This is a genomic window from Vibrio sp. 1874 (assembly GCF_033344395.1).
Taxonomy (GTDB): Bacteria; Pseudomonadota; Gammaproteobacteria; order Enterobacterales; family Vibrionaceae; genus Vibrio; species Vibrio alginolyticus.
This window is the reverse complement of record NZ_JAWPOR010000002.1, coordinates 443,490-467,659: the sequence shown is the minus strand read 5'-3', so window position 1 is coordinate 467,659 and position 24,170 is coordinate 443,490. Positions and strand designations below refer to the sequence as shown.

General features: G+C 43.6%; 19 protein-coding genes. 3 read left to right on the top strand and 16 right to left on the bottom strand.

Features of this window, described 5'->3' with window-relative positions:
- Positions 1 to 6: 6 nt before the first annotated feature.
- Genes tssJ through R8N46_RS06010 form a run of 3 tightly spaced genes read right to left on the bottom strand, consistent with a single transcriptional unit; the run spans position 7 to position 2,602 of the window.
- Positions 7 to 507 (bottom strand): type VI secretion system lipoprotein TssJ, encoded by a 501-nt coding sequence (tssJ, locus tag R8N46_RS06020; protein ID WP_005386118.1) that lies wholly within the window; start codon positions 505 to 507, stop codon positions 7 to 9.
- A complete protein-coding gene (locus R8N46_RS06015; RefSeq protein ID WP_115386565.1) occupies positions 500 to 1,993 on the bottom strand; it encodes a type VI secretion system-associated FHA domain protein in 1,494 nt (497 codons plus the stop codon). Before R8N46_RS06015 ends, tssJ begins: the two co-directional genes overlap by 8 nt.
- A gap of 9 nt (positions 1,994 to 2,002) precedes the next feature.
- A complete protein-coding gene (locus tag R8N46_RS06010; RefSeq protein WP_017633753.1) occupies positions 2,003 to 2,602 on the bottom strand; it encodes a hypothetical protein in 600 nt (199 codons plus the stop codon).
- A gap of 503 nt (positions 2,603 to 3,105) precedes the next feature.
- Here R8N46_RS06010 and R8N46_RS06005 point away from each other — a divergent pair.
- The 3 genes from R8N46_RS06005 to R8N46_RS05995 are packed head-to-tail and all read left to right on the top strand — an operon-like array spanning position 3,106 to position 8,320.
- Entirely contained in the window at positions 3,106 to 4,419 is a 1,314-nt protein-coding gene (locus R8N46_RS06005) for a type VI secretion system ImpA family N-terminal domain-containing protein (RefSeq protein WP_005386112.1), read from the top strand.
- 27 nt (positions 4,420 to 4,446) lie between these two features.
- Positions 4,447 to 7,836: a type VI secretion system membrane subunit TssM gene (tssM, locus tag R8N46_RS06000; RefSeq protein WP_213972218.1), complete on the top strand. Its 3,390-nt coding sequence runs from the start codon at positions 4,447 to 4,449 to the stop codon at positions 7,834 to 7,836.
- A 31-nt stretch (positions 7,837 to 7,867) separates the two neighbouring features.
- On the top strand, positions 7,868 to 8,320 hold the full coding sequence (locus tag R8N46_RS05995) for an Lrp/AsnC family transcriptional regulator (RefSeq protein WP_005373369.1): 453 nt from the start codon (positions 7,868 to 7,870) through the stop codon (positions 8,318 to 8,320).
- A gap of 54 nt (positions 8,321 to 8,374) precedes the next feature.
- Here the strand turns inward: R8N46_RS05995 and tssG are convergent, their stop codons facing one another.
- The 13 genes from tssG to R8N46_RS05930 all read right to left on the bottom strand — a co-directional run bounded on the left by tssG (position 8,375) and on the right by R8N46_RS05930 (position 23,895).
- Positions 8,375 to 9,373 carry a type VI secretion system baseplate subunit TssG gene (gene tssG / locus R8N46_RS05990; protein WP_005373373.1) on the bottom strand — a complete coding sequence of 333 codons (999 nt, stop codon included), beginning with the start codon at positions 9,371 to 9,373 and terminating at the stop codon, positions 8,375 to 8,377.
- Positions 9,370 to 11,118, bottom strand: coding sequence for a type VI secretion system baseplate subunit TssF (gene tssF / locus R8N46_RS05985; protein ID WP_213972219.1), 1,749 nt, complete (start codon positions 11,116 to 11,118; stop codon positions 9,370 to 9,372). The genes tssG and tssF overlap by 4 nt, the downstream gene beginning before the upstream one ends.
- Before the next feature lie 10 nt (positions 11,119 to 11,128).
- The gene (gene tssE / locus R8N46_RS05980) at positions 11,129 to 11,539 is read right to left on the bottom strand and encodes a type VI secretion system baseplate subunit TssE (RefSeq protein WP_005373376.1); all 411 of its coding nucleotides are present in this window, start codon (positions 11,537 to 11,539) and stop codon (positions 11,129 to 11,131) included.
- Positions 11,540 to 11,600: 61 nt separating this feature from the next.
- Positions 11,601 to 13,076, bottom strand: a complete 1,476-nt coding sequence (tssC, locus tag R8N46_RS05975; protein ID WP_005373378.1) for a type VI secretion system contractile sheath large subunit — start codon at positions 13,074 to 13,076, stop codon at positions 11,601 to 11,603.
- Between the two features lie 8 nt (positions 13,077 to 13,084).
- The gene (tssB, locus tag R8N46_RS05970) at positions 13,085 to 13,591 is read right to left on the bottom strand and encodes a type VI secretion system contractile sheath small subunit (RefSeq protein ID WP_005373381.1); all 507 of its coding nucleotides are present in this window, start codon (positions 13,589 to 13,591) and stop codon (positions 13,085 to 13,087) included.
- Positions 13,592 to 13,617: 26 nt separating this feature from the next.
- On the bottom strand, positions 13,618 to 15,192 hold the full coding sequence (tssA, locus tag R8N46_RS05965) for a type VI secretion system protein TssA (RefSeq protein WP_176311475.1): 1,575 nt from the start codon (positions 15,190 to 15,192) through the stop codon (positions 13,618 to 13,620).
- Complete coding sequence (locus R8N46_RS05960; RefSeq protein WP_213905091.1) at positions 15,179 to 17,179, bottom strand: serine/threonine protein kinase; 2,001 nt, start codon at positions 17,177 to 17,179, stop codon at positions 15,179 to 15,181. Before R8N46_RS05960 ends, tssA begins: the two co-directional genes overlap by 14 nt.
- Positions 17,180 to 17,416: 237 nt before the next feature.
- Positions 17,417 to 18,361, bottom strand: coding sequence for a hypothetical protein (locus tag R8N46_RS05955; RefSeq protein WP_017633759.1), 945 nt, complete (start codon positions 18,359 to 18,361; stop codon positions 17,417 to 17,419).
- Positions 18,354 to 19,346 carry a DUF2169 domain-containing protein gene (locus tag R8N46_RS05950; protein ID WP_213972220.1) on the bottom strand — a complete coding sequence of 331 codons (993 nt, stop codon included), beginning with the start codon at positions 19,344 to 19,346 and terminating at the stop codon, positions 18,354 to 18,356. The genes R8N46_RS05955 and R8N46_RS05950 overlap by 8 nt, the downstream gene beginning before the upstream one ends.
- Positions 19,327 to 20,646, bottom strand: a complete 1,320-nt coding sequence (locus tag R8N46_RS05945; protein WP_213901148.1) for a hypothetical protein — start codon at positions 20,644 to 20,646, stop codon at positions 19,327 to 19,329. The genes R8N46_RS05950 and R8N46_RS05945 overlap by 20 nt, the downstream gene beginning before the upstream one ends.
- A 94-nt stretch (positions 20,647 to 20,740) precedes the next feature.
- Positions 20,741 to 21,223, bottom strand: coding sequence for a hypothetical protein (locus tag R8N46_RS05940; protein WP_025767908.1), 483 nt, complete (start codon positions 21,221 to 21,223; stop codon positions 20,741 to 20,743).
- Between the two features lie 2 nt (positions 21,224 to 21,225).
- Positions 21,226 to 23,304 carry a type VI secretion system tip protein VgrG gene (gene tssI / locus R8N46_RS05935; protein WP_005373412.1) on the bottom strand — a complete coding sequence of 693 codons (2,079 nt, stop codon included), beginning with the start codon at positions 23,302 to 23,304 and terminating at the stop codon, positions 21,226 to 21,228.
- 72 nt (positions 23,305 to 23,376) lie between these two features.
- On the bottom strand, positions 23,377 to 23,895 hold the full coding sequence (locus tag R8N46_RS05930) for an Hcp family type VI secretion system effector (RefSeq protein WP_005373415.1): 519 nt from the start codon (positions 23,893 to 23,895) through the stop codon (positions 23,377 to 23,379).
- Positions 23,896 to 24,170 lie beyond the last annotated feature (275 nt).

Sequence of the window (24,170 nt, the reverse complement as noted above, 5' to 3'; positions counted from 1 at the left end):
TATCCCTTAAAAGTAAACCTGTTCAATGCCGCGAGTGTTATCAGAAATTAACTCACTGCCCTCTAACTTGAGCTTGATGTAGTACTCGCTCTTCTCTTCAATAACTTCCACTTTTCGCCAAGACGAACCATCAATATCACGAAAAGCCACTGAAAAACCGACGGCACGAGTGTCAGGGTCTAGCGTTAGCATTTCATGAACTTTTCCACCTGGCTGTATTTGATATTCGTAACGTTTGATGTACTCATCACCCAATGACGCTTTATCGCTCTCAAACAAGGCAAAGAAATCTAAGCTTCGGAACAATACTGGCGAACTTAATTCGTGAAGACGGAGAATAACTGGAGATGACTGGCCCCCATTTCTCACATTGAGTACAGGTGATGCCTCAATAACCAATTCAATCGACGAAGTTTCTGGTGTGATACCAGTGGACTCTTTAAATTGATCCCACATGGAACAACCGGACAACATGGCAAATCCGAGTAATACGGCGATACTACGCATGGTTTCCCTTAATCACTTTGTTATAGTTTTTCTTAATCAGCCCTTTTAAGGATGTTTCATTAAGCAGGCGACGATTATTAGTGTAGAAATCTAGGTATTCGGCCCACAGCTTTGACTTAGTTGAGAACAAAGACTGGCTAGCGACCCTGTTAGCAAATGCTACGGGATCGTTCGTTTCAGACTGTTCTAAAACGAGCTCATTCAGTGCTTTGTTAAACATAACTTGGTGGTCGTTCAACTCATCGAGCATTTGTTCAACCAGTTCATTTGGAGCCAGTAATTGCTGACTATTCAAAGTGAGCATTAGCTCTGCGATGTTCGAGTTAGCCTCACTCGCACTCTGCTCATCTTTTAACGATTCCACTTCGTGCAACTCTTTCTGTAGGTTATCAATACATAAACGCAAGCAAGTGCCCATTTGCTTGAATAACTGCGCCTCGTTTGTCATCAACTCTGGATTTCGAATACCCAAACCATCAAAAAACGCTTGCGCTATATCTTGAGAGCAAACGGCCGCATCAGCATCGACTTGTGCTTTCGTCGTAGTGTTTATCGCATGCTCTGCCGTAGGTATTTGAAGTTGCTGATTAGTGTTAGGAGAAGGCGTAAAAGATTGGGTCATCTCTTCCCATTTTGACCCTGTATTAGCCTGCTCTACGACCATCTCAGTAACATTATGCGTACGATGTTGTCTTTGAATCGTGCTATCTGGGGCTACCGTGCCAGGTTGCATCACCTCAGCTGAGGCAATATCGGCTCTATGTGCCTTACCGCTTTCTGGCGCTAATGCATCATTGACTGATGCGTTACTCTTGGTTTCCGCAGCCATCCAGTCTTCAGGGATTAGGCTTGGCTGATCGAATTCGGAATATATGCTGAAACTGTCATCGACCACCTGACGCGTGCTTTCCACGGTTCTAGGTTGTTCAGATTCTGTACGCTCATTATCACGAATTAAGTAATCGTCATCTCGCTGCATCGAAAAGTTAAGGTGAGCAACAGGATCATGACAATCAATGTCATCCTGTTTAGTCTCCATAAACAAATCTTCTAAGGCACCGACTTTTTCTTCCTCTTCGACAACCGCATCTCCTAGACTAACCAGAGGATCGCTAGATACTCGCTCAGGAGCAATATCAGCGGCGATGTCTAGTGTTGAGGTAACGTGCTCAAGAGAAACACCAATCTCATATTGCCCTAAAGAAATGATGTCACCATCAACTATCGCAACGGGTTGATTTTTTAGTATTTTATTCCCATTTACCATTGTGCCGTTAGTTGATACGTCACTTATATAGTAGGTATCTCCATACACGCTGAGCAAACAATGAGTGCCCGATATAAAGCGGTTGTGATCGACTAAAGACACGCTACAGCTTGGGGAACGACCTATCGAACCACCACTTTCAGGCATTTCAATATGCTTTGCACCGGTGTATTCCTCTGGGCACTTTGAGATAAATAAAACTAGCTGATTTGAGTACATTTACGAACCTCAAAAGAGCAAAGAAACTGATAGTTCAAGCCCACCAATTCCATCATTTACAACCGGAAGGATATAAGAGGCCTGCGGGATAATTTGTATATGGGCGTCAGGATTACTGCCTAACTTTATAGCAGTACCAAGGGTCACAACCGCACCTAACTCAAACTGGTCGATGTCTTCAACACTCTCATAACGATAGCCCTCTTGGTCTACTTGCCAGCGATTAGAATATTGCGAGTAACCGACAGACAAGCCCGCACCAACGTATGGCGTGAAAACACTCCAAGAAGTCAACGCATATTGAGGAACAACACGAAGTTCATAGTTCGTCGCTTCTTGATATAAGCCGTTTGCTGGCGCTTCAATATCTTCTGCTAGATAGTTTAGCCCTAACCACCAACGCCAACGGTTATTGTTTTCATCAATAGGACGAGTATGAACCAAGCCGAACCTAAGCGTATCCTGCTCACCACTTTTACCTTCATCGTATTTAATGCTATCGATAGTCAACATACTGGTAGAGAGTCCATATCGCTCCCCTTTTGCCATTGCAACAGAAGAAAATAGACACATGGCTGAAATCAGCCCAATTTGACTTGGTTTTAGCATTTCGTCCCTCTAGGAAAACCGATATTCTACTTAGAGGCGAAAGATATCAATTATATTCTCTTTTTCAATAAGCCTAAAAAAACACCTATAATTTAATACATTTCAACTATCAGGTTGGTTGTTTTACCTACAAACAAAAACTAAAGAACCGACTACAGATTAAGTGACGAGACAGTAAATCTTTCTATTTAAATAGAAGTAACAGTATTTGATTGCTAATTGAACAAAGCGTAATCTTCGATAACAATTTAGTTACTTTTTAATCAACGTTCTCATCTTCATATATAAGTTTCTTCTTATAAATAGACTTAACTATTGATATTAATATTATGAACAAAGATCACACTAAAAGTAATTTAATTTCTTTTAATGAATTTTTATTATCTAATCCGCTTATTTTGTCTATAGAATTGCGACAGATGTGCACTGCTTATAATTTAATATAACAGTAGTGAAATCCTATATAACTTAATACTTCTATATGATCAGTTGGAACTTTCCTTATGTTTTTTACCGACTTCGCTCGAAGACCAATCGATGAAAATAACCCAAGCGGCTCTAATCCTAATGGTTCTGAGGATTTTGACGAAATTAAACGTCAAATAAATAACCTGAATAAAGTCACAGGGAGAGTCTCGTGGAAAACGGTTCAAACACTCTCAAAAAAGATCTTGAGTACCCAAGCGAAAGACCTACGTTGTTGCTGTTACTTTACCGTTGCATCAACCTATAACGACGGCTTAAGAGGCCTTGTTGAAGGGTTAAACTCAATACTTGATGTGTGTGTCGTATATTGGTTCAACGCGTATCCAGAGCATTCAAAGTCAAAGGCACGAATGAGCGCTATTGAATGGATGGTAGAGCATACTGAAAAACGAATTAATAAGCATCGGGCGTTACCAGAAGAGCTTCCATTGATAGAGGCAGCACATCAATTATGCTTGAGGATTGAGGAAGAGCTTCGTCTTCATTACGGTATTGAAGCGCCGTCATTAGGTCGCATTCGCCGTATTTTGAATCAATGGATTGAGCAGATAAAAGAACAACAGATTGCGGCTGAGTTACGCGAGAAAAAACAAGCCAACACTAGCGCTCCTGCAGCAACGCAGAAGGCACCTGAAATTAAAGTGAATGTGTCTCCCTCTCCAGCACCGGTGTCATCACCCAACCTAAATAGCCAAGAGAAAGCATCACCGGCAAAGTCTGGTCGATTTATGATCTACTTCGTTATTGGTTTGATTGTTACTGCGATATGTTCACATTTCATGTACGAGCAACAACGTTATCGAACATTGGAACAAAAAATTAATCAAGCTTCACTTAATGAACTTGTAAATTTGGTCGCCTCGTTAGATTACGAAAATAAAAAATATGCTCAGTCATTGAAAACGCAGGCCATTAATCGTGTCGATATTATGATGAATAACTGGTTTTTAGACTCGGCAAAAGTAAGTAACGTCAGCGAGCTCGATAGCTTGACCAATGAATTAATCGCGATCTATCCGGATTCGTCTTCTGCACAGCAACTACGTCAGAACTTTTTGACACAGAGCGCCCATTTAGAAGACCAGTTTATGGATGTTTATAAGCGATTCTCAGACGCAAGAACGGTGTTTGCCAACGTAGCTAGACAGAATGTAGATAAGAACTCTGAAAAGGCGTACGAATACAGTAACTCGTTATTCCCGCTTTTAGGTCGTATTGAATACGCTGAAAAGTATTCACAGCAAAAGGAAATTGACCGCGCAACCCTTTTACTGAACATCTACCTATATAAATTGAGTCAGCTACAAGCTGAAAAAACTGACAATAAATAACAATACAATTAAAGAAGTTTTAGGCTTATGTTCAAACAAAAACTGTTTAGAAATCCAGTGGTGATTTCTACTATATTGATGTTTTTAGTGGCTGCAATTATCACCACTATTTATCTGCTTTTTCTTGACGAAATCGATCAACTTTATCTTTGGCTGACCCTTGGTGCTATCGCCATTGTTTACGTCACTTTTCAATTCACATTATGGTTGAAGAAAAAGAACAACGCTAAAGCTCAACATTTGGAAACCGAGGAAGAAGCACTTTCTATGGTTATCCAGCCTCTTCTTGCTAACTCAGGCAAGAAACCAATTTACCTGATGCTTGGTAATAAAGGGTCAGGGCGACGTCAATTTTTATTTAATTCTAGTGCAATCAAACCGATGGATCGCACTAGAACCGCTAAGAATGACTTTTTTGAATGGTACGAATCTGACAGCGCTGTATACATCAAACCAGACCAACGCTTAGTGTTCCAGGAAGTATCAAGCAGTGATGCTTCTTTATGGAATACGTTCATTGAAGAAGTTATTCATCATCGACCTCGAAAGCCATTTTCAGGCTGTCTATTCTTCACCGATTTCGAGTTCATGATCGTCTCTGAGCCAGAGCAAAAAGAGTACACTATTTCGTCTTTATTGGCGCGCTTGAGTACCATCAACTCTAAAACGTCTTCAGCATTGCCAATCTATTTGATTATGTCAAAGCTAGACAAGTTAGATGGCTTTAAAGAATACATGCACTTTAGCTCTCTCAAGACACGTGTTGAGTTCCTCTCTATCCCACTAAAAGAAGCCAAAGGTGTATTTGCAGAGTACTACCGCGATAGCTATCGAAATCTAGTGAGAGTGCTTGAAAGTAATGCGCTAGATGCATCCGCTAATTCAACGGACAGTGATGAGAAACAAGCAATACTCGCTTTCCCTAAGCAGTTTGAGCTATGTCAATCTGAAGTCAGCTATGTGCTTGAGCGTCTATGTGATGTTAACAACGGTGTCTATTCACTAGACATCCGTGAGATTTTCTTTAGTTCGAGTCTGCAAGGCGGTCGCAAGTACAATTTACTTGCAAAAAGTTGTAGTAATTACTTCAACTTACCTATTATCGCGTCAGAGCATACTCAGTTAACAGAAACGCCTTATTTCTCTCGCTTTCTGATTGATTCACAAATATTGCCGGAAAGCGACTTTGCGGGCGAAAACAAGACGTATCTTCGTCTAATTCAGAGACAAAGCCGTTTGGCAATACTCGGCTCTATTATCCTGCTTACTGGGGGCAGTTACTTCTTTTTCACGACATTAGACAGTAACTTACATGTGATGAATCAACTCTTGAGTATCGATGACAAATCGCAAGTGGAGCAAGATGCAAGATTCAATGAGCTTTTAGCGAAGGCGACGAAAGCAATAGAGCCTTCTTATGGGGCGTGGCTTAAAGGTTCTAAGGCTTTGGATGAAGAGATATTACCACTCAACATTAGCCGTTTGGATCAAAGCACTCGCATCGCTTACGAAGCATTACTTAAGGACGTTGCTCAACAGTTGATACCTCTCATTGAGAAAGGTTACCGTCTACAACTGACGCAAAATCAAAACACTTTTACACGCGCTTTACCTCTATTGAAGGGGTATCTAATGCTAAACGATCCAACAAAGCGTGATATCCGTTTTTTGCGTCATCAAACTCTCCAAATGATGAACGACTTGAGCAACCAAAGTGACGTCGTCAATCAGGCGATGCGCTATTTGGACGCTTACTTTCGCACGCAGTTTGAGCCAATTGATATCAATATGGATCTTGTTCGCGCAACACGTCGCTCATTGCTAGCAAATTCGAATGTTGATCTCGTTTATGCAGGCATTTTAAACGAAGCAAATTCGATTGATTTAGGAACCCTAGATCTGCAACGAGCTGTGGGTTTTGAGTTTAGCAATGTATTCAACACACCAATCGATAGTGAACGCTTGATCGTAGATAAGATCTATACCTCCACTGGTTTTAGCACTTTTTATCGACCACGCGTGGACCTAATGTCACAACAAGTCATCAGTGACAACTGGGTTTTAGGTCTGTCACAACACGTTATTCCTACTAGTGAAGAACAAGAAGCCTTCAAAGAGGAAGTACGTAAAAAATATACTGACGACTACATCAGTAATTGGCGCAATGCGCTGAGTGAACTAAAAGTCCAGAACTATGACAATGTCGGCGACCTAACGAACGCGATAGACTTAATCTCGGGCCCTTCTTCACCAATGACAACCGTACTGAAGCAGGTCTATGCCAACACACAATTTTCACCCGTTGGTGAAAAAAATGCTCTGATTTCAAAGCTAGACCCGAAACTCGTGGCAGCGGCAGACTCCGCATCAGACGCAGTAGAGGAAGTAGTTAAGCCTGATTACTTGTTGATGAAACGTGTTGAACAAGCTTTTCACTTATTAAACCAACTTCAGGTCAGTGAAACACCAAACTCCCCTACTCCTTGGGATGAGACCGTAGCAGCGTTAAGCCGTGTTCGCACGTATATGAAAGACATTGCTGATGCACCTGACCCGCAAATGGCGGCGCTAGCGGCAGCTCAGCATCGAATGAACAGCAGTGAAGCTGACCCATTAATAAAACTTAAACAGATTGCCCAAAAATCACCGGAACCCGTTCGTAGCTGGTTGTTAGATGTGGTTCAACAAAGCTGGTCAGTCATGATTAAAGAGTCCGCTAAAGGCATTCAAACCCAATGGTACAGCGAGATTTACACCAAGTTTAAAGAGATAGGGCTAGGACGATACCCATTTGATCTAACAGCGACCGAGGAAATCTCAATTGAAGATTTTGAATTACTGTTTGCTTCAGGTGGCTTGTTAGACACATTTATTCAGAAAAATTTTGCACCGTTCTACGATACCAATTTGTGGACGCCAAAACAGGTGGATGGCGAGACGATGCCAATCTCTCCGGCTCTGTTAGTGCAACTGCGTAACTATAACGTTATTCGAGACACATTAATTAATAAAAGCACTAACCGCGTTCATATTCCGTTTAGTGCAAGAGTACTCGATCTTGATTCTAGTGCGATTAGAGCGAGCTTAAAAATTGCAGATACCAATATAAGTTACTACCACGGTCCAAGCCGCATTCGTGAAATGGCATGGCCACCGCAAAATGGTGACTTCAATATTAGTATCACACTCCAGGATGTAACCGATGAAGGCAGACAGCACGTTTTAAATAAGAGTGGTCAATGGGCGATATACAGATTGCTAGGTGACTCGACCTTGACAAACACTCATAACGGCAGCTTTGTCAGTGACATAAAAGTGTCAGGGAGGGACTTGAGCTTACGCATCACTCCGTTGACACAGAAAAACCCATTCACTCTTGCTGAGCTGTATAACTTTACGCTCCCAGAGTCGATTTAATAACAATATAAAAACAAAATAGGCAGAACACATGATTTCAAACATGACTTTACAAGGTTTAGATAAATTAGATCGAAAAATACTTTCAAGTCTATTGTCGAATGGGCGAGAGTCGATTGCGAATCTATCCCGAAACATTGGTTTGTCTCGAACAGCAGTAGCAGAAAGAATTAATCGTTTAGAAAAGACCGGTATTATCAAAGGCTATACCGCACAGATTCGTGTAGAAAATGAAGGGCGAAAAGCCGCTAGTTATCTACTGATCTCTTGTGAAAAGGGTAAGAAGAATGATGTAACGAATGCACTTAAAGAAATTCCTGAGGTTCGCTTAACGAGCGTTGTTGGTGGCAACTTTGATATTATTGCCCTAATTGAAGCGCCCGACCTGCAGTCTATTCATCATCTTTGTAATGAAATTGAATCATTTAACGGCATTCAAAGGCTTGATACTACCGTTGTACTGCACCAGCCGATCAGTCGTTAAGCTTTTCTGACCTCTTTGAGGAAAACATAAAGGGCCGCTCGTTGAGCGGCTTTCTTATATGCTTCCGATAAGTCGAATTTTGGCGTCTTTATCACCTGGGTTGCCAAGCCAGAACGTTTGACCTAGTTGGTTCCCTTCTCCATTACCCAGTTTGTTTTCTGGAATACTGTCTAGGTTAACTGTCAACTTTAGGTCCCACGACATTGGGTCACGCAGAATAAAGCGCATCAAGCCCACCAGCGTCTTATGTAACTCACCATCGTAGGAAAACTGCTTAAACGTTTCAAAATCAATGTTGTCGATACACAAGTTAAACTTGCCGTTCAAATCCGCAATGCTTTGTCCCAAGTGTAAGCTTTGCCCCAATACACAATTGGAACGATTGAGTTTGTTACGCTGGCTTTCAGCGATTTCTACGCGTCTATAAACCCATTCTTCGATTCGCACATTCGGCAGTGAAAAGTAGTGCGAAACAATACCGGAAATAAGCTTGGGTGAGCGCGTACGCGTAGATAACTGGTTCACGTAAGACAGAACTTTCGCTCGATCTAACTCCGCTACTTCACAATCTTGCATAACGCTTGACAGACCAGCCAAATGCAGTATGCGCCCAGAAAACGCATCGCTCGCCCCGCTTTTGTACTGCACGTGATATCGGTATTTCTTCCAAACACGATACAGTAAGCTTGTATAGCGGTTGTGGAAAAAGTCGAAGAAATCCTTCACTGGGTTATCATCGGGATCACGACCGACGAGTTTCTCAGTGTAAGACGCTGGCAGGGGCGAGCTTGAACCATGCAAGCCAAGAAAGTTCGTCTCAATACGTGAATATTGCTGTCCGTTTCTTTCCATATGAGTAATAAAATCCATATCACTCTTTGGAAAGCACAGGTTTGGCGACACGCTGAACTCAATTCGCTCTTGATGGAAGTATTTGTTCTCGCCCACGGCAACAAAATTTGAGTTTGGCTCCAACTGGTAGTGTTTCTCTAACAGCAACACCGCTTGGTAGAAACTAAACTCATTCGACTTATCAGAAAGTGTGTTAATCATAGTATCGTCTGCTGCCCGATTAGGCTTGCCCAGTTGTAAACCTCGCCCGTCGCTTCATCGAACACCTCTAGTTCGGTAAAGGAGTTCACACTCGAATACAAACGGATAAATTCATTCAATACCGTGGCCATAAGGAACATATCGCCTTCATTTACGAAGAACTTAGAGTCCGTCACGAGCTTGAATTGGTTACCACGCACAGATACACCACGAAATACGCGATCGATTGGTTTCATCTCTGAAGAAATAATGCCATCAAGTCGATGAATCGACGCGCGGTGGGCTTGTCTATCGACTCGAGAGTGGAAGTCGTAAGTCGAGAGCAACACTTTCAACACATCGATATTGGCCAAAGACAAGTAGTTGAGCGACATGTTGGCAATCAACTGCCATTGAAGTTCACCATTAACCTGAGGACTTACTGACTGTGTTGGCTTAGTAATGTTTTTAAACGTCGCATACGTTGGCGATTTGTGCGTCGCGTACGTGATGTCCCCTACTGACAGGCGCTCCGCTAAGTCCGCGTTACTGCATTGCAGTTTCATCAATACTGTTTCAGTCCCTAAATCCGCGATGTCGCCATTGTGAGTATGGAATGAGATATAGCGCTCTAACCCTCTTCCGCTTACTCGCTCGCCCACTTTGGATTTGTAGAACTCTCGCTTATCACGCTGGTTGATTTGGTGCTCAAACGATTCAAATTCAATCAGTGGTTTTCGGCGACGCTCGTCTTTACTCCAGCTCTCCACTTGCTCAATGGAATAAACCTCGTAATGCTCTTGAATGTTACTTTGTGGACGCACCTTGTACTCGTTTCGTCGATGCTCTAAACGGATTGGATCGCCGTCTTTTTCAAACAAGTTAACGGCAGGTGTGCAGTGCAACCTTAAGTGTTTATCTTTAAGTACCACTTCTGAAGGCAAAGCACGCTTAAAGTGGAATTTGATTTTGACCGTGCTGCGTTGCGGAATGCCTTTTAGCCACTCTAAGCCTTTAATGTCGAAGAACATGAACTTATCTGGCAAAGAGAAGAATTCTTGCAGCAAACGGTAGCCTGCAAAGGAGTTTTTGCTATAAGGCAGCAGCGCCTCGTCCTCTTCATGCCCGACTGGCTTAACGTACTCTGGCCCTAAACGATGTTTGTAGCCACCACCAACATCCAACTCGACGTAATCTAGATAACGGAACAGCCATAAGAAGACAGTGCGAGTAATATGAATCTCACCATGCAGGTGCAAACGCAACGTATCTAAACCGATACGAGACAGCTCAAGGCCATGCTCCGTCGATAACGTCACATCAATCATCGAGCTGGTGCGGCTATTAGTTTGTTCAATGTTAGTAATCGTAATTGGGTATAGATTGACGTCATAACAAGTACGGAACAAACACTGCGTGCCTTCTACCTGCTCGCTGGCCATTTCCGCACCACGTTTCACCACGGTTTTCTCAGTAACACTTCCGGTATGCGGTTTTAGTTCGCTAATGCACAAAGACGGAATCGAACGCATGTAATGTGGCCACAGCAAAGTCATCAGAGATTGCGTTAGCTCAGGAAGTTCATCGTCAATCTTTTCGCGGATGCGTCCGGTCAAAAAAGCAAAACCCTCCAGCAATCGTTCGACATCTGGATCAAAAGTTCCTTCAGAGAGAAAGTGAGTTAACTTCGGATGATATTTGGCAAACTCACTACCTGACTCGCGTAAATACGTGAGTTCATCTTGAAAGTATTTACTGTTACTCAAGTGGCACCTACTAAACGTTAAATTGGCCGTCGGTTCCCATGTAGACATCGATCGACATTGGGACTTTACCGCCGTTATGGGAAACTTCGCCGCGAATACCAAAGCCGAGTTGTAATGGATTATGGTGGTCTTCACGGTAATGAACCTCGACATTCAGCAGTCGGGGCTCAAAGCGTTCTATGGTTGACGTGATGTTTTTTTGAATATGGCGAACGAGGTTTGTGTTGTTAGAAAGTACGTCGTTAAAATCTGGCAGACCATACTCATTGTCGATCATTGCGTTGCCGGAATGCGTATTCAACAAGTCAGCGAGATGCGAGTGAATGGATTCAATCAAATGCTTATGAGACACCACTTTCTCGTAGCAGTTTTTTGGTTCTCCTAGCTCGATCCGCTCTAAAAGACGGTAACCTTTTTCCATATGCGATCCTACGAAAAAAGCAGCCAGTCTTCACTGGCTGCTTGATGGTTTCAGTAATGGGTTATTGGTCTAGCTTACCAACTAGAGACAAGTCGAAGCTTGCGCCCATGTACTTGAAGTGAGGACGTACAGACATCGATACTTTGTACCAGCCTGGATCGCCTTCTACGTCTGATACTTCAACCTTCGCAGCGCGAAGTGGGCGGCGACCACGAACTTCCGCTGGCGGGTTCTCTTGGTCAGAAACGTATTGACGAATCCACTTGTTCAATTCGATTTCTAGGTCAGAACGCTCTTTCCAAGAACCAATTTGCTCACGCTGTAGCACTTTTATGTAGTGCGCTAAACGGTTGATAATGAACATGTAAGGAAGCTGAGTACCTAGCTTGTAGTTCATCTCGGCTTGTTTGCCTTCAGGCGTGTTCGCAAACACTTTTGGTTTTTGAACAGAGTTTGCAGAGAAGAACGCCGCGTTGTCAGAACCTTTACGCATGGTTAGCGCAATGAAACCTTCTTCTGCTAGCTCATACTCACGACGGTCAGAAACCAGGATCTCGGTTGGGATCTTAGTCTCGATTTGACCCATAGCTTCAAAGTTGTAAACCGGTAGATCTTGTACAGTACCACCGCTTTGAGGACCAATAATGTTCGGACACCAACGGTACTTAGCAAATGATTCACTGATCTTGGACGCCATCGCGTACGCTGAGTTGCCCCATAGGTAGTTATCATGGCTGTCTGTCACTTGCTCATCGTAGTCAAACGCCTTGATTGGGTTATCTTCAACAGAGTAAGGCGTACGTAACATAAAGCGAGACGTACATAGACCTAAATAACGTGCATCTTCGTGCTCACGCAGACCACGCCATTTCGCGTACTGTGGACCTTCGAATACAGACTTAAGATCTTTTAGGTTTGGCAGCTCTTCGTAGCTGTCTAGACCAAAGAATTTAGCCGATGCCGACGTGATGAATGGTGCGTGAGACATTGCGCCTACGTTCGCCATGTATTCCATCAGTTTGATGTCAGGCGAAGAGGCAGACATAGCGTAATCACAAATGACGGCGCCAACAGGTTTACCACCGAACTGGCCGTATTCACGTGTGTAGATTTGCTTGTACAGGCCAGACTTCACCACCTCTGGAGCGTCTTCGAAGTCATCAAGAACTTCGTCTTTCTTCGCAGAGATCAGTTCAATTTGAATGTTCTCGCGGAAGTCAGTGTGATCAACCAGGTACTTAAGGCCACGCCACGTTGATTCAATCGCTTGAACTTCTTCGTTGTGAAGAATTGCATCAACTTGCTTAGACAATTTTTGGTCGATTTCAGAGATCATCAGATCAACCAGAGATTGGTCGACTTTCTCTGTGTTCGAACTGCTTAGTAGCTCACTGATGAATGCTTCTACGCCGCGTTTTGCAACGTCAAAACCTTCATCACTTGGCTTTAAACGTGTTTCGTTAAGAATGCTATCCAGAAGTGAGCCTGATTCAACTAAGGCTGCTTCTTGTTCTGGCGCTTGTGCTTCTGCAGACATGATATCCCTTACTCTTCTTTCGCGTCTTGGTCGTTGCCAATGCTTAGTTCATCCAACAGTTTCTTTCTCGCTTCTTCATCTTGAAGAACCGATGCGATCTTCTTACGGAACGCAGGAACATTTCCTAGAGGACCTTTCAGTGCAACCAAGGCTTCGCGAAGCTCAAGTAGGCTGTTTAGTTCAGGTACACTTTTCGCGATCGCTTCAGGTGAGAAGTCCTTCATGTTTTGGAACGTCAGATCAACACCAATCTGGCCGCCTTCTTCATCAGAAAGACGGTTTTCAACGTTGACTTTAACGTTTGGAGACATGCCCTCTAGCACTTCGTTAAAGTTGTCTTTGTCGATGTTAATTGGAGTACGTTCTTCAATTGGTGTCTCATCTGCACGCGCAGTAAAGTCGCCAACTACCATCATGCTTAGCGGCAGCTCTACGTCTTCTTGCGTATCGCCAGTTGCTGGAACATAACGGATATTAATTCGCTCTTTAGGAGCCACCGAGCCGTCACGTGACATAATTCGTTCCTTATCTAACTCTTTAATTAGTCGTAAATTGCTTTCCACTCTTCATACTTCTCAGGTAGAAGATCCTTGCTTCCAAATAACCGATGGAGTGTTTTTCGAATTAGGTCTTCTAACTGTGACGATAAGTGGGGTTCCCAGCTCGCGAGATTAAACGCTTTTTGTACTTCCCACCCCTTCTCAAGATACGGCAAACACAACGGGTATAATCCAACAGACTGGTAAGCTGCTATCAATTGTAAATACAGCATGAACTGCCCACGTCCCGAGCTATCCAGCTCAAGTTTGTGGGCAAGCTCTGCGGCACATTCCCCTAGATTTTCTAGAGTGATATCCTCCATTGGCAGCGAGTCTTCCTGCGAAATCACAACCGTTTGAACAACGGGTTGAGAAGTCGAAGAAGTAGTATCTTGAGTCGATAACCAGCTCAAGGTCGCTTCATCTGCAAATGGTATAGAATTCTTAAATGAGAGGTGCTCGATGCCCTCTAGCGATTCAACAAAACGCGTCACTTCTTGTTTCACAGCAAGCGCTGCATCATCAAAGCCCAAGTTATTAAGCATCGAATACACGAAGTAATGGCCCGTCAGCCAAAACGGCGCATCCGTTAATGTGCGCTCCAAACGCTTAATGGTGTCGATGTCGCTTTCTTGGTCAGCTTTATCTCGGTATTCCGCTTGTTGATCGGACGACACTGCCAAGCTCAAAGGCGTTTGATTATTTTGGTGGCCGGGTAGACCATCAATGTCATCCCAAGTCAGATGACGATAAATCCGGTAAGCCAGCGGATCACTTGGGTTCGCATGAAGCATGACTTCCGCAACCTTCTTCAAGGTGCGCTTAGAAGCCGTAGGCGAAGAGAAGTCCGTATCGACATCGACTTCTTTTGCTACCGCTTTCTTAACTGGCGCAGGTTTAGGAGCCGGTGGAACCGTCTTCACCGGTGCGGTTTGCTCTTCACTCTGCGCTGGCGTTTCTGCGGCGGCAGGCTGCGTAGCTGGTGCAGGCGCCGCTTGTTCGATGTTAACGACTGCTTCATCGCTCTGCTCATCAGCCGCCGCTTGTTGAGATAAAACATTGAGTTGAGTGCGAATCTCAAAGAAATCCGCTTCTGAGTCTTGGTAAACCTCGTCGTACTGGCGCTGCACTTCTTCAATAGTCGAAATGCAGTTTGATACCAAATCCCATGACTGAGCGCTTTCCGCTAACTTGCTGCTGACCAGTTTAAACTGATGGTTCAACCATTCGACCGCGCCATCTCGACCCCGCTTTCGGGAAGGATACAATTCAACGCCAAAGCGACTTAACGCCTCACTAAGCAGCTTTAGCCCTTGTTCAAAGCCTTGCAGACCAAACTCTTCTGTTAGCGCGCGAACAAGGTAACAAATGGCTTTTAAGTCTTTACTGTGGTGCTCTAGAACTTCAGTCGCGTGCGTTTTTACTACGCTCCAATCTACTGTTTCGCCAAACAAGGAACCGAATTTCTTCACTTCGGATTCCATCATTTCATAGCAAAACTCGTAACGGGCATCGTTACCCACTGGAGATTCATCAGAAATAGGATTAAGCAGACGATCGATATCAATGTTGGACAAAATTCACGTCTCCTTCAGTCAAGTAATCTCTCAACGCACGCGCTACCGCAATTGCGCCATTTGCTGGCTTAGATAATCGATGGCTCTGCTCAATCGCATCCGACGCCATGCTATCTAGAATTTTCGTGATTTCTGTAAATTTACTTGGTGCATTCCGTTCTAAATCGGCAAGGGATTCATGTAGCTTTTGTTTGTCGTAAACGGATTGCTCCATCACGGTGCTAAACAAAATAAATTCGCTTCTTGCGACGATTAAATCCTTTATTTTTTTGTCTAGTTCTGGCGTATTACCGAAGTAGGCTTTGGCTAATTCAGCTTCTTCAATTGCTTTGGTGTAAAAGTGCGCCTCTGCATGTTTATCGATGGAGTCATTAATATTTTCCATCACAGCCTTTGGTAAGATTTGGTTGTAGAAATAGGCTTGTGACTGGTTTAATAACCATGCCTCTTTCATTTCATTTTCTGCGAGCTTAGCTTCACCATCTAAAATTAAGCGAGCAATCTGCTTATCTCGACTGCCAGCTATGGCAGATACTTTCATGGAATCGATAGACGCGACATTTAATCCAGACATCACTTTAGTCAACGCCTCATCCGCATATGGAAACAGGGCACCGTCACGAACAAGGGTTTCTCGCAAGGTGACAAGCTCCTTACGTAATTCGACTAATGCCATTGGTAAGCCATCCGCTAACGATTGATACGACGTTAACTGAGCCTGTTTTTCTTCATATAAATTCGAGAGGCTTAACTGCTGAGCTTGATATGCTGTTCGATAAGCTTCTGTCATATCAATACTCTGAGTAGCTTGAGACAATTCTTCTTTGATTTCCCATGGAGGCTGAGCTAAAAAAGAAGCCGTTTCAGAGGGCGTAATAACGTGAGTTACAGTAGTGACACCTCGGGAAAAAATGGCATCCAATTGATCTTTATTCTGTTGATATAAATAACTTCCTGCTGTTGCCAGCACACTCAGCACTAAGCTCGCCTCTAATATTTTAAAGCGACCGTACGCCGTTTTATCATTTGGCTTACAGTGTGTAAGCAGCAAATCCGCGTTACGCAAGCTACTGAAAATTGGTGCGTTAGAATTTGAGCTAATTGATTGCGTATCGATTCGCGCTAACTGTTGAGCAAAAGAAATAGCGGTATAGCCATGCCCTCTTGGTTTGTTGATGACTTCTTTCAGCAATTTCCAAATATGAACCGGGATCAAAGCCGGACGCTTTCGATCTTTTAACTGCTTATTCCAAGCATCACCAAATATTGATCCTAAAAATAGGTGTCCAGCGAGCAAAGCGAGAGAGTAAACATCATCTTGCGGTTCCGCGATGCCAGTTTCTATATAAAGAGGGGAAGCGTAGCTCAAGCTTGCTTCTGCGTAAGGTTCTGTCTCTCCAATGTAACGAGCAGCGCCGAAATCAATGAGCTTAACGTAATCGCCTTCACTCACTAATACGTTAGATGGTTTAATATCAAGATGGCAGATACCTCTTGTATGCATAAACTCTAGAGCGCCAGCGAGTTGATACACCAACCAAGCGATGTGGTCGTGGCGGAAGCCTTTAGAAGAATGACGCTCCATTTTTTCTGCCAGTGATTCACCTTGGATCCACTCGTACATCAAATATGGGCGTTCGAATTCGTTGCCGATTTTTACAAAGTTAGCCACGCTAGGGTGTTGAGAAAGCTCCAGCCTGCTCGCTTCGTTAATCAACATTTTGCTCGCAAATTCTGGCGAGTCATCATTGATAACTTTGCAACAGATTTGCTTCTCTGGCTGCCCTTTTTTTGCAAGATGGTAAACCGTTGTCTTACCATTTTTAGAAGGAAGCTTGTCTAATACATCAAACTGTGAAAAAAGCACGTACTCAAGCTTCGGCTTATTTTTTTCTGCTAGCCTTTGCTCATTCAGTTTCTTTTTCTCAATAGCTTTAACAACCAACTGATCGATATATCCTTTGGCTGTACTCTGATTATTAGACACTTAGTACTCTTTCATAGAATAAATATTATTAGAGTTGAATAATATTTTCTTGAACGTACTTGTATCAAGGTTGGTATTTAAAACAAACAGTAAGCCTATTATTTTAGTTATTATTACTAACTTATTAGACCTTTTTACTTACGCTTTCACTGCATGAGTTATACGCTTTTTCGTGTTACAAACTTCAACCTAATAATATGAGTATATTTTCATTGCCATTTGATCGATGAGTGCCCACTAACATTGCAGTAATTGAAGAACTCCTTTGTCACCATGAAAGTCGAACATTAACAATGTAGTTGGTTGCTTAAAGTGGTGCTCTCTGACCGCAAAGGCAATTAAAGCGAGAGAAGAACAACTACCCATTGTGCCCCACAACTCATTGATAAGCTGCGGTTGTTCTGGGTTCGTGAATCGTTCTGCTTTCGCCCCCAGAGCAAAGCCGTAATCTTCCGAATGCATGCGCAGGTTCGTCATATCGGAATACACTTCACCAAATGAATCGAGCTTTTTACTCGCACGTTGAACAAGTCGAAACATGCCTCTTCGGTCTGAAGTGTTTAATTCCGTATCAATGTAGCCAAGCTGCGCTTGAGGCTTAAGTTTCAATGTTTCTACGGTGTTTTTTCGACAAAGAATTAAACCCGCCCCACCCTCGCTCGGAATAACGCCCCATGGATTATTGGTACTCATTACCATCGCATCGTCGATGAGTGTTTGCATCGAACTCACCAAAGAATCGACACTGATACACATCATAGCATCATATTTATCCAATGATTTCATGGCCTGGAGAACGAAACTGGGCCCACTGGCATGAACAGCATTCACCACAGAGAGAAATTCAGCATAGTTACTTTCACCAAGCCATTCTTGCACCTTTACTAGTGAAACAGACACAGGCACCGCTATAAGCAAAGGTATTGGTCTCAATGAACGTGGTAACTGCGCTAACAATGAATCAAGCAAGTGGGTGATTAACTCGCACGTTTTCTCAAACTGCTCACTTTCTTTGGTGTATTCGATTTTGGCGTAAGTAAAACGCTCGATACCATCATCCCCTACACATTGGTCAAATCTTCCTAAATCAGCATACGAAACTGCACTAGCAATATCTAAATTCATACCGGTTGGCGTCATCACTTCCATCCCTAGCACGTAACGGCCTGTTGAATTATGCATGCTCGCTTACCTCTTCCAGCTTAGTGATCGATGTCGACACCAACAAATGTTCCTTGCCCTGACAAGGAAACGCAGCGGTGTAACTGATTGATATAGTTTTCTTTTCCGTATCAACGAATAAGGTGTACATCGCCATATCAGCTTGATAACTTTGATCTTTGAACGTCGCGATCGCACGGTATTTTTCTTTAGGAATTCGAAATGAAAGCGTGTCATCATGACAAAAGCCACTCATCATCAAACGCTCCCCCCCACGAAGAAAGCCTTTGCACTGTTGATCAATAGGCGCGCTTTGGAAGAACCGCTTATCAAAATCGAGTGGCAACATTGGCTTGCGATTCTCAATCCAATCGTCATCGAACGTGCCGGCCAGCTTCTGGCGCGCCTCAAAGAACGGAGGCACTGGCCCGAACCCCGCAACGCGTAGTTTTTTCGCGGCGGCACTCCAGTCCTCTCGGGGATAAAAAATCGAGGGTACTTTCTGTTCAAGCAATTCTTTGTTGGAATCGGCAACACCACCGCCTATTCGGTTACGTAAATCACCGCCTACCGCGCAAGTGTAATCAATGTCTTTTTCAATAAATGGGACTGGGTTGCTCAGCGTTATACTACCAGCATGCTCAACCCATACTCGCTCCCCGTGAATAGCGAGAGTCTTATCGATATGACCATCAATCAGCACACGACACTCTTGGTATGTCACTGGCTTTTTCGCGTAGCTGCGCGCTTTGCCGTAAACAAGTACATCTGTGTTTTCTTTGGTATACGCGAACTCGTGGTCAACTTTCATCGCAGAGAAGCCTTCTTCGCCCAAATATTGGGGATCATCGAAGATTTCACTTTCACCTAATTCGTGCCAAACCACACCATCGAATTGCCATGTGCGTTTGGCGACTACAACCCAGACTTCATCGCCGTTTTCGTCACGTTGAAAACGACCTTTAAGTGATAGCTCAGGGTGCGCCTCAATATCCCATAACTGCATTGCTATTCCTTAAGTTGAATCGTTCGCTCGCAGAAGGTGCGGCCTTTAAATTGTTGAAGTTCCAGTCTTGTTGATGAATCGGCATTGCCATATCCCAAGGCACGTAGGCTCTGGATTGAATACAGAGTTGACGCCATAGCCAATCTCGGAACAGCACATCAACGTTAGCATCTTGCATCGCAGCTAACGTAGACTCGAAGCTCAATGCGTAACCCAAGCGGCTTGGTAGATTTTGGATGTATTTTTCATCTTCCACCCACTCATTAAGAAGATCGACGATCTCTTCCCATTCATACTCGACACCAACATCTTGCGGATTCAGAGGAAGAAGCTTTCCGTAGACGACATACAAGGCTTGAAGCCAAATTTCACCTTCAGCTTCCTCCAGACTTTCCAAGTGCTCGATGATTTGGGGCACCAGTTTCCAATTACCACCCAGCGCAAAATCAACAGGTGCTAATGAAGAAGAGATATCAAACGCCTCAAACTCTTTTAACTCAAGTAACTTGGCATAAGTGAGCACTTGCGCTGATGGTAATCCATTTGGTTCGATGCCAAAGCACTGACGGAACCAAGTGCCTCTGTCACGTTTGGTAATCAAACGTTCAAATAGATATTGTTCGCTGCCTGCATTGTCATTGAGCCAATCAATCCCCTCTTTCACGTCTTGTAAAGCGAGCAGTGGCAAAGCAACATGAGAGCTAATGATGCTGGCTTTGTGCCAGCGCTTGATGAGAGAAACACTTAATGTTTGACGTACACGTAAGCATTCAAAATAAAACGCACTGGATGTCGCATTACCCTCAATAAGCTCCGAAAGCGTGCTATCCATAGATTCAACCGGAGATTGTACGGCAATGACCATTGCGGTTTTAGCGTCAATATCTTCGAGTAAACTCAATCCGCACAAAAGGTTATCCAACTCTGAGCCCAACTCGCCCTGTAGCATCAGCCAGCTGTAGATTTCTGGCTCCTGGCCTCTTAACTGATGAATCAACCCCGGTGCTAGCCGATAAAACGACAAGTACACCTGCTTCAGTTCTTCAATTTGGCGTTCGATCAGCTTGAGATACGCCAACTCACGACTTGGATAACCCCTTTTGTGAATTTGAACTCGCTGCCTGATTAAAAACCCGATACTTTCAGAAGCAATGGACAGCTTTTCATTACAGAAATCCAGCCATGTTACTGGCAACTGGGAAAGGTCATTCACAGCGCGATCAGCTTTTGCTAACGCGCCTTCGACTTCTTGATTGGTTATGGGTGCCTTTAGGTGCTCGACACCGATTCTTTGTCGCATCTAGTTATCCGTTATTAGCGTGCCATAACGCGATTGCAATTAGTTAATACAAAGTAATTAGCTAACTCGACGTAAATTAGCTAATGCTAGGTAATTAGTTAATTGCGATCGTTCCGCCTTGAATTTTTTGTGCTTTTTCTGCTTGAGAAGTGACGTACTTCGCTTTAGTGGTAATTCGTCCATCGCGCCCGCTATAGCGAGTTTCTGTCTCACCACTTTTGACTACCAACTCTTGTTCTGTCTCGATAACCATCTTCTTCGCTCGCAATACAAACTCGTCAGAGTCATCCAGAATGGAGAAGAAAATGTCCGTCACAAGAGGCAAGCTTAAGTCGTCGTTCAAAAATTCAACTCGACAACTTAATCGATTATCGATAGCCATTTGCAGCTCAGAACGACGAAAGCCACGTCCTAGTCTCGCAGTGAGTGGCTGCTTAAATGGGTTACCATCAAAATCAACTCGCACACTGCCCGTAGACTCATTGATAGCCACTATTCTTCCAAAACGCGAAAAGCAAGCCGTTGATTCGGCTTGCTGCTCTGATATTACTTCTGTTGTAAGAGGTTGTTTTTCCATTGTTAGTTAACCACTACGTTGCCACCTTTCACGACGACTTTGTCACTGCCTTCGATCGTAATAGCCGAGCCTGATAACTTTATTGAACCATCACTGTTCATCACTAAAGAGGAACCACCCGTTTTCAATACAATCTTGTCGCCACTGATAATTTGCGTTGCCCCATCAGCTTTATAAGCGGTGTTCCCTTTCACTGATACCGTTAAGTTGCCACCAACCGTCTGGTTATCATCCGCACCAATATCTGAACTCTTAGACGCACCGATAGTAAGGTTACTGTTTTCGCCAATATCTAAGTCATCATTTTTACCGATCTTAGTCGTACGGTTATCACCAATTTCTAAGTCAGAATTGTTTTTCACATACTGGGCTTCGTTCGCGTTGTATGTGACGGTAACGTCTTGCTCGACTGTCTCGGTAAACGTACTGTTTACTTGTGTCGTTTTATGTCCATGAATGGTTTCTTTATGGTCACCATGAACTTCATTCGTTTGGTGACGTGCAACCTTCAAGAATTCATCTTGACCGATATCACGGTAACGGTTGTTGAGCACCTTGGTCGACATGTCTTTTTGAGCGTGAATATAGACTTCTTCTTGGTTCGCTTCGTCTTCAAAACTCAACTCGTTGTAACCTGTTCCTTTGTGCGTTTGCGTGCGGAACGTGGTACGAGTTTTGTTTTCTGGCAAAGAGTACGGTGGGAAATGCAAACCGTTGTAAACTGCGCCCGTAACTAACGGACGATCTGGATCCCCCTCAAGGAAAGTCACTACGACTTCATGGCCAATACGCGGCAAATAAACTGCGCCCCATGTTGGCGCCGCCATGGATTGGCTTACACGAATCCAACAGCTTGAATGTTCGTTGTTATCACCGTAGCGATCCCAATGGAACTGTACTTTCACTCGACCAAGCTTGTCGGTGTAAATCTCTTCACCTTCTGGTCCTACAACAACCGCCGTTTGAGGGCCATCAACCACTGGTGCTGCTAGTTTAGGCGCTTTAAACACCACATCACGTGGAATACACGAGAACTGGTTGTAGTAAGTGGTTGGCATACCACTCGCTTCATCTTCATGCACTTGCGGATCTTGACCTGTGTGCATTACAGACAACATAAGGTAATCGCGGTTAATCTCAGAACGCGGGTGGTCACTGACGTTAAAGCTGTAACCAGATGCTAAGCGCATTACGTCACTCGTTGCTTCCACTTGTTGATTATCGACTATGTGTTCCGACATCCACTCCGTGGTTCTCACCTGACCCATCAGCGGGTCAACGTATCGTCCAGGATAATCAAACTGCTTGAGATCTTGGTCTAGCTCGCCAGCCTGTGTCATCTCTTGTGGAATTTTAGGGTGTTCGTAGTTGTAATCTGTGTACGTAACCTGTCCTGTTCTAACGCGGTTAACTAACTCGAGATCAGAGATATGTTCGCGATCGGCAACACCGCCACCATCGGCATGATAAACAATCGGCCCAATGTAAGAAGCATTTAGTGGCGAGCTTATCAAAGGTGCAATCGCGTCATTACTGTCGACAATGACCATCGTATGATTTGAATCGCTATGGTCAAAGTAATACCACATACCGTGTTCAGCCATCATACGCTGCACGAAGTGCAAGTCAGACTCACGGTATTGCAGAACGTATTCTTTTGGAGGATAAGTACCCGACACTTCAAATCGGTAATCGGTGACTGCCCCATCATCGAGTACTTCTGTGATGATGTCTTGCGCTGACTTTTGCTGGAAAATACGACAATCTTGGCGCTGAGATAAGAACCAAGCTTGAGGAACCAAGACTAATTGATAACGAGAAAAACGACGTCCAGTCCCTAAGTAACGAACTTCATTCACCACGCCGTTGAACACGCGCGCAGCCCCAACACCTTGTCCGTAAAGTGTCAACGTTCCTGCTTTACGTATTAACTCATCGAACGAGATATCTGGATCAAGTGAAAGTAATGAGAGATTGATGTGGAAAGGCTTAGATAACTCTTCATGAACATGAAAGCTCTCAACCCGAAATTCATGCCCACATCCAGGCACTTCAAATTTAAATTCTACGTCATTCACCATATCTTTTACCTGATACAAATAATCGAATTAGGGCCAACAATCGTTGGCCCTGAATCTTTACGCGACGAGCAATTAAGCTTCGCGTGGAGCACGCCAGTCGTCGTTACCCGCAGTACCACAGTTTTCGTGAGTTACTTCGATCGCACGGTAAGTGAACTTAAGCACTTCTTCTGTCACGCGGTCAGCTGTTGCTGCGTCTTGACAGTGGTTCATACGAGTTTGGATATCGACAAGTAGCGCATCAATCAATTTGATTGAGTAGTAGTGCTCTTGTTTACCTTGAACTGAAGTACGGTAGAAGCGGATCACACACTCAGGAAGTTTTTCGCCAGATACTAGTGCGTTGAATAGTAGTGGAGATGAGCGATCTTGAACTTTAGTTACAACAAGTGGACGGTGTACACGTTGACCAGTTGGCTGACCACTTTGTGGATCACGTGGAACTGTTAGCACGTGATCAAGTTCTTGTACTAGGAACTCATCAACATGAGCTTCTTGCCATGTGTTACCTACTGAATCTGCAGAGTAAGTATCTTTAGTAATATGGCCTTGAGTCTCACCTTGGATAGACATATATGCTGGAGTTGGCATCGCTATTTCCTTTTCTAAAATCTGTTTTGTTTAAATCACCAAATCGCTTATCACCGCGACTACTTGGTATAATCAAAGTCCGTGCCAACTTTAAAAATGCAATAAAAACAACAATTTAAATAAATTAAGACATTATTCACTAATATCTTGAGTACAATTTATTGGATAAAAAACCAAAAAGTTGGATTAAGATAATAATAAATTGTTCTAACTTTAAAAAGTGAAAATAACCATATAAAACCGTGTAAATAAAGTCATTAAAACTAATAAATCCG

What these genes read in the sequence shown, in the direction of transcription:
- tssJ (WP_005386118.1), bottom strand. Translation starts at nt 507, where the DNA reads ATGCGTAGTATCGCCGTATTACTCGGATTTGCCATGTTGTCCGGTTGT.
- R8N46_RS06015 (WP_115386565.1), bottom strand. Translation starts at nt 1,993, where the DNA reads ATGTACTCAAATCAGCTAGTTTTATTTATCTCAAAGTGCCCAGAGGAA.
- R8N46_RS06010 (WP_017633753.1), bottom strand. Translation starts at nt 2,602, where the DNA reads ATGCTAAAACCAAGTCAAATTGGGCTGATTTCAGCCATGTGTCTATTT.
- R8N46_RS06005 (WP_005386112.1), top strand. Translation starts at nt 3,106, where the DNA reads ATGTTTTTTACCGACTTCGCTCGAAGACCAATCGATGAAAATAACCCA.
- tssM (WP_213972218.1), top strand. Translation starts at nt 4,447, where the DNA reads ATGTTCAAACAAAAACTGTTTAGAAATCCAGTGGTGATTTCTACTATA.
- R8N46_RS05995 (WP_005373369.1), top strand. Translation starts at nt 7,868, where the DNA reads ATGATTTCAAACATGACTTTACAAGGTTTAGATAAATTAGATCGAAAA.
- tssG (WP_005373373.1), bottom strand. Translation starts at nt 9,373, where the DNA reads ATGATTAACACACTTTCTGATAAGTCGAATGAGTTTAGTTTCTACCAA.
- tssE (WP_005373376.1), bottom strand. Translation starts at nt 11,539, where the DNA reads ATGGAAAAAGGTTACCGTCTTTTAGAGCGGATCGAGCTAGGAGAACCA.
- tssC (WP_005373378.1), bottom strand. Translation starts at nt 13,076, where the DNA reads ATGTCTGCAGAAGCACAAGCGCCAGAACAAGAAGCAGCCTTAGTTGAA.
- tssB (WP_005373381.1), bottom strand. Translation starts at nt 13,591, where the DNA reads ATGTCACGTGACGGCTCGGTGGCTCCTAAAGAGCGAATTAATATCCGT.
- R8N46_RS05955 (WP_017633759.1), bottom strand. Translation starts at nt 18,361, where the DNA reads ATGCATAATTCAACAGGCCGTTACGTGCTAGGGATGGAAGTGATGACG.
- R8N46_RS05950 (WP_213972220.1), bottom strand. Translation starts at nt 19,346, where the DNA reads ATGCAGTTATGGGATATTGAGGCGCACCCTGAGCTATCACTTAAAGGT.
- R8N46_RS05945 (WP_213901148.1), bottom strand. Translation starts at nt 20,646, where the DNA reads ATGCGACAAAGAATCGGTGTCGAGCACCTAAAGGCACCCATAACCAAT.
- R8N46_RS05940 (WP_025767908.1), bottom strand. Translation starts at nt 21,223, where the DNA reads ATGGAAAAACAACCTCTTACAACAGAAGTAATATCAGAGCAGCAAGCC.
- tssI (WP_005373412.1), bottom strand. Translation starts at nt 23,304, where the DNA reads ATGGTGAATGACGTAGAATTTAAATTTGAAGTGCCTGGATGTGGGCAT.
- R8N46_RS05930 (WP_005373415.1), bottom strand. Translation starts at nt 23,895, where the DNA reads ATGCCAACTCCAGCATATATGTCTATCCAAGGTGAGACTCAAGGCCAT.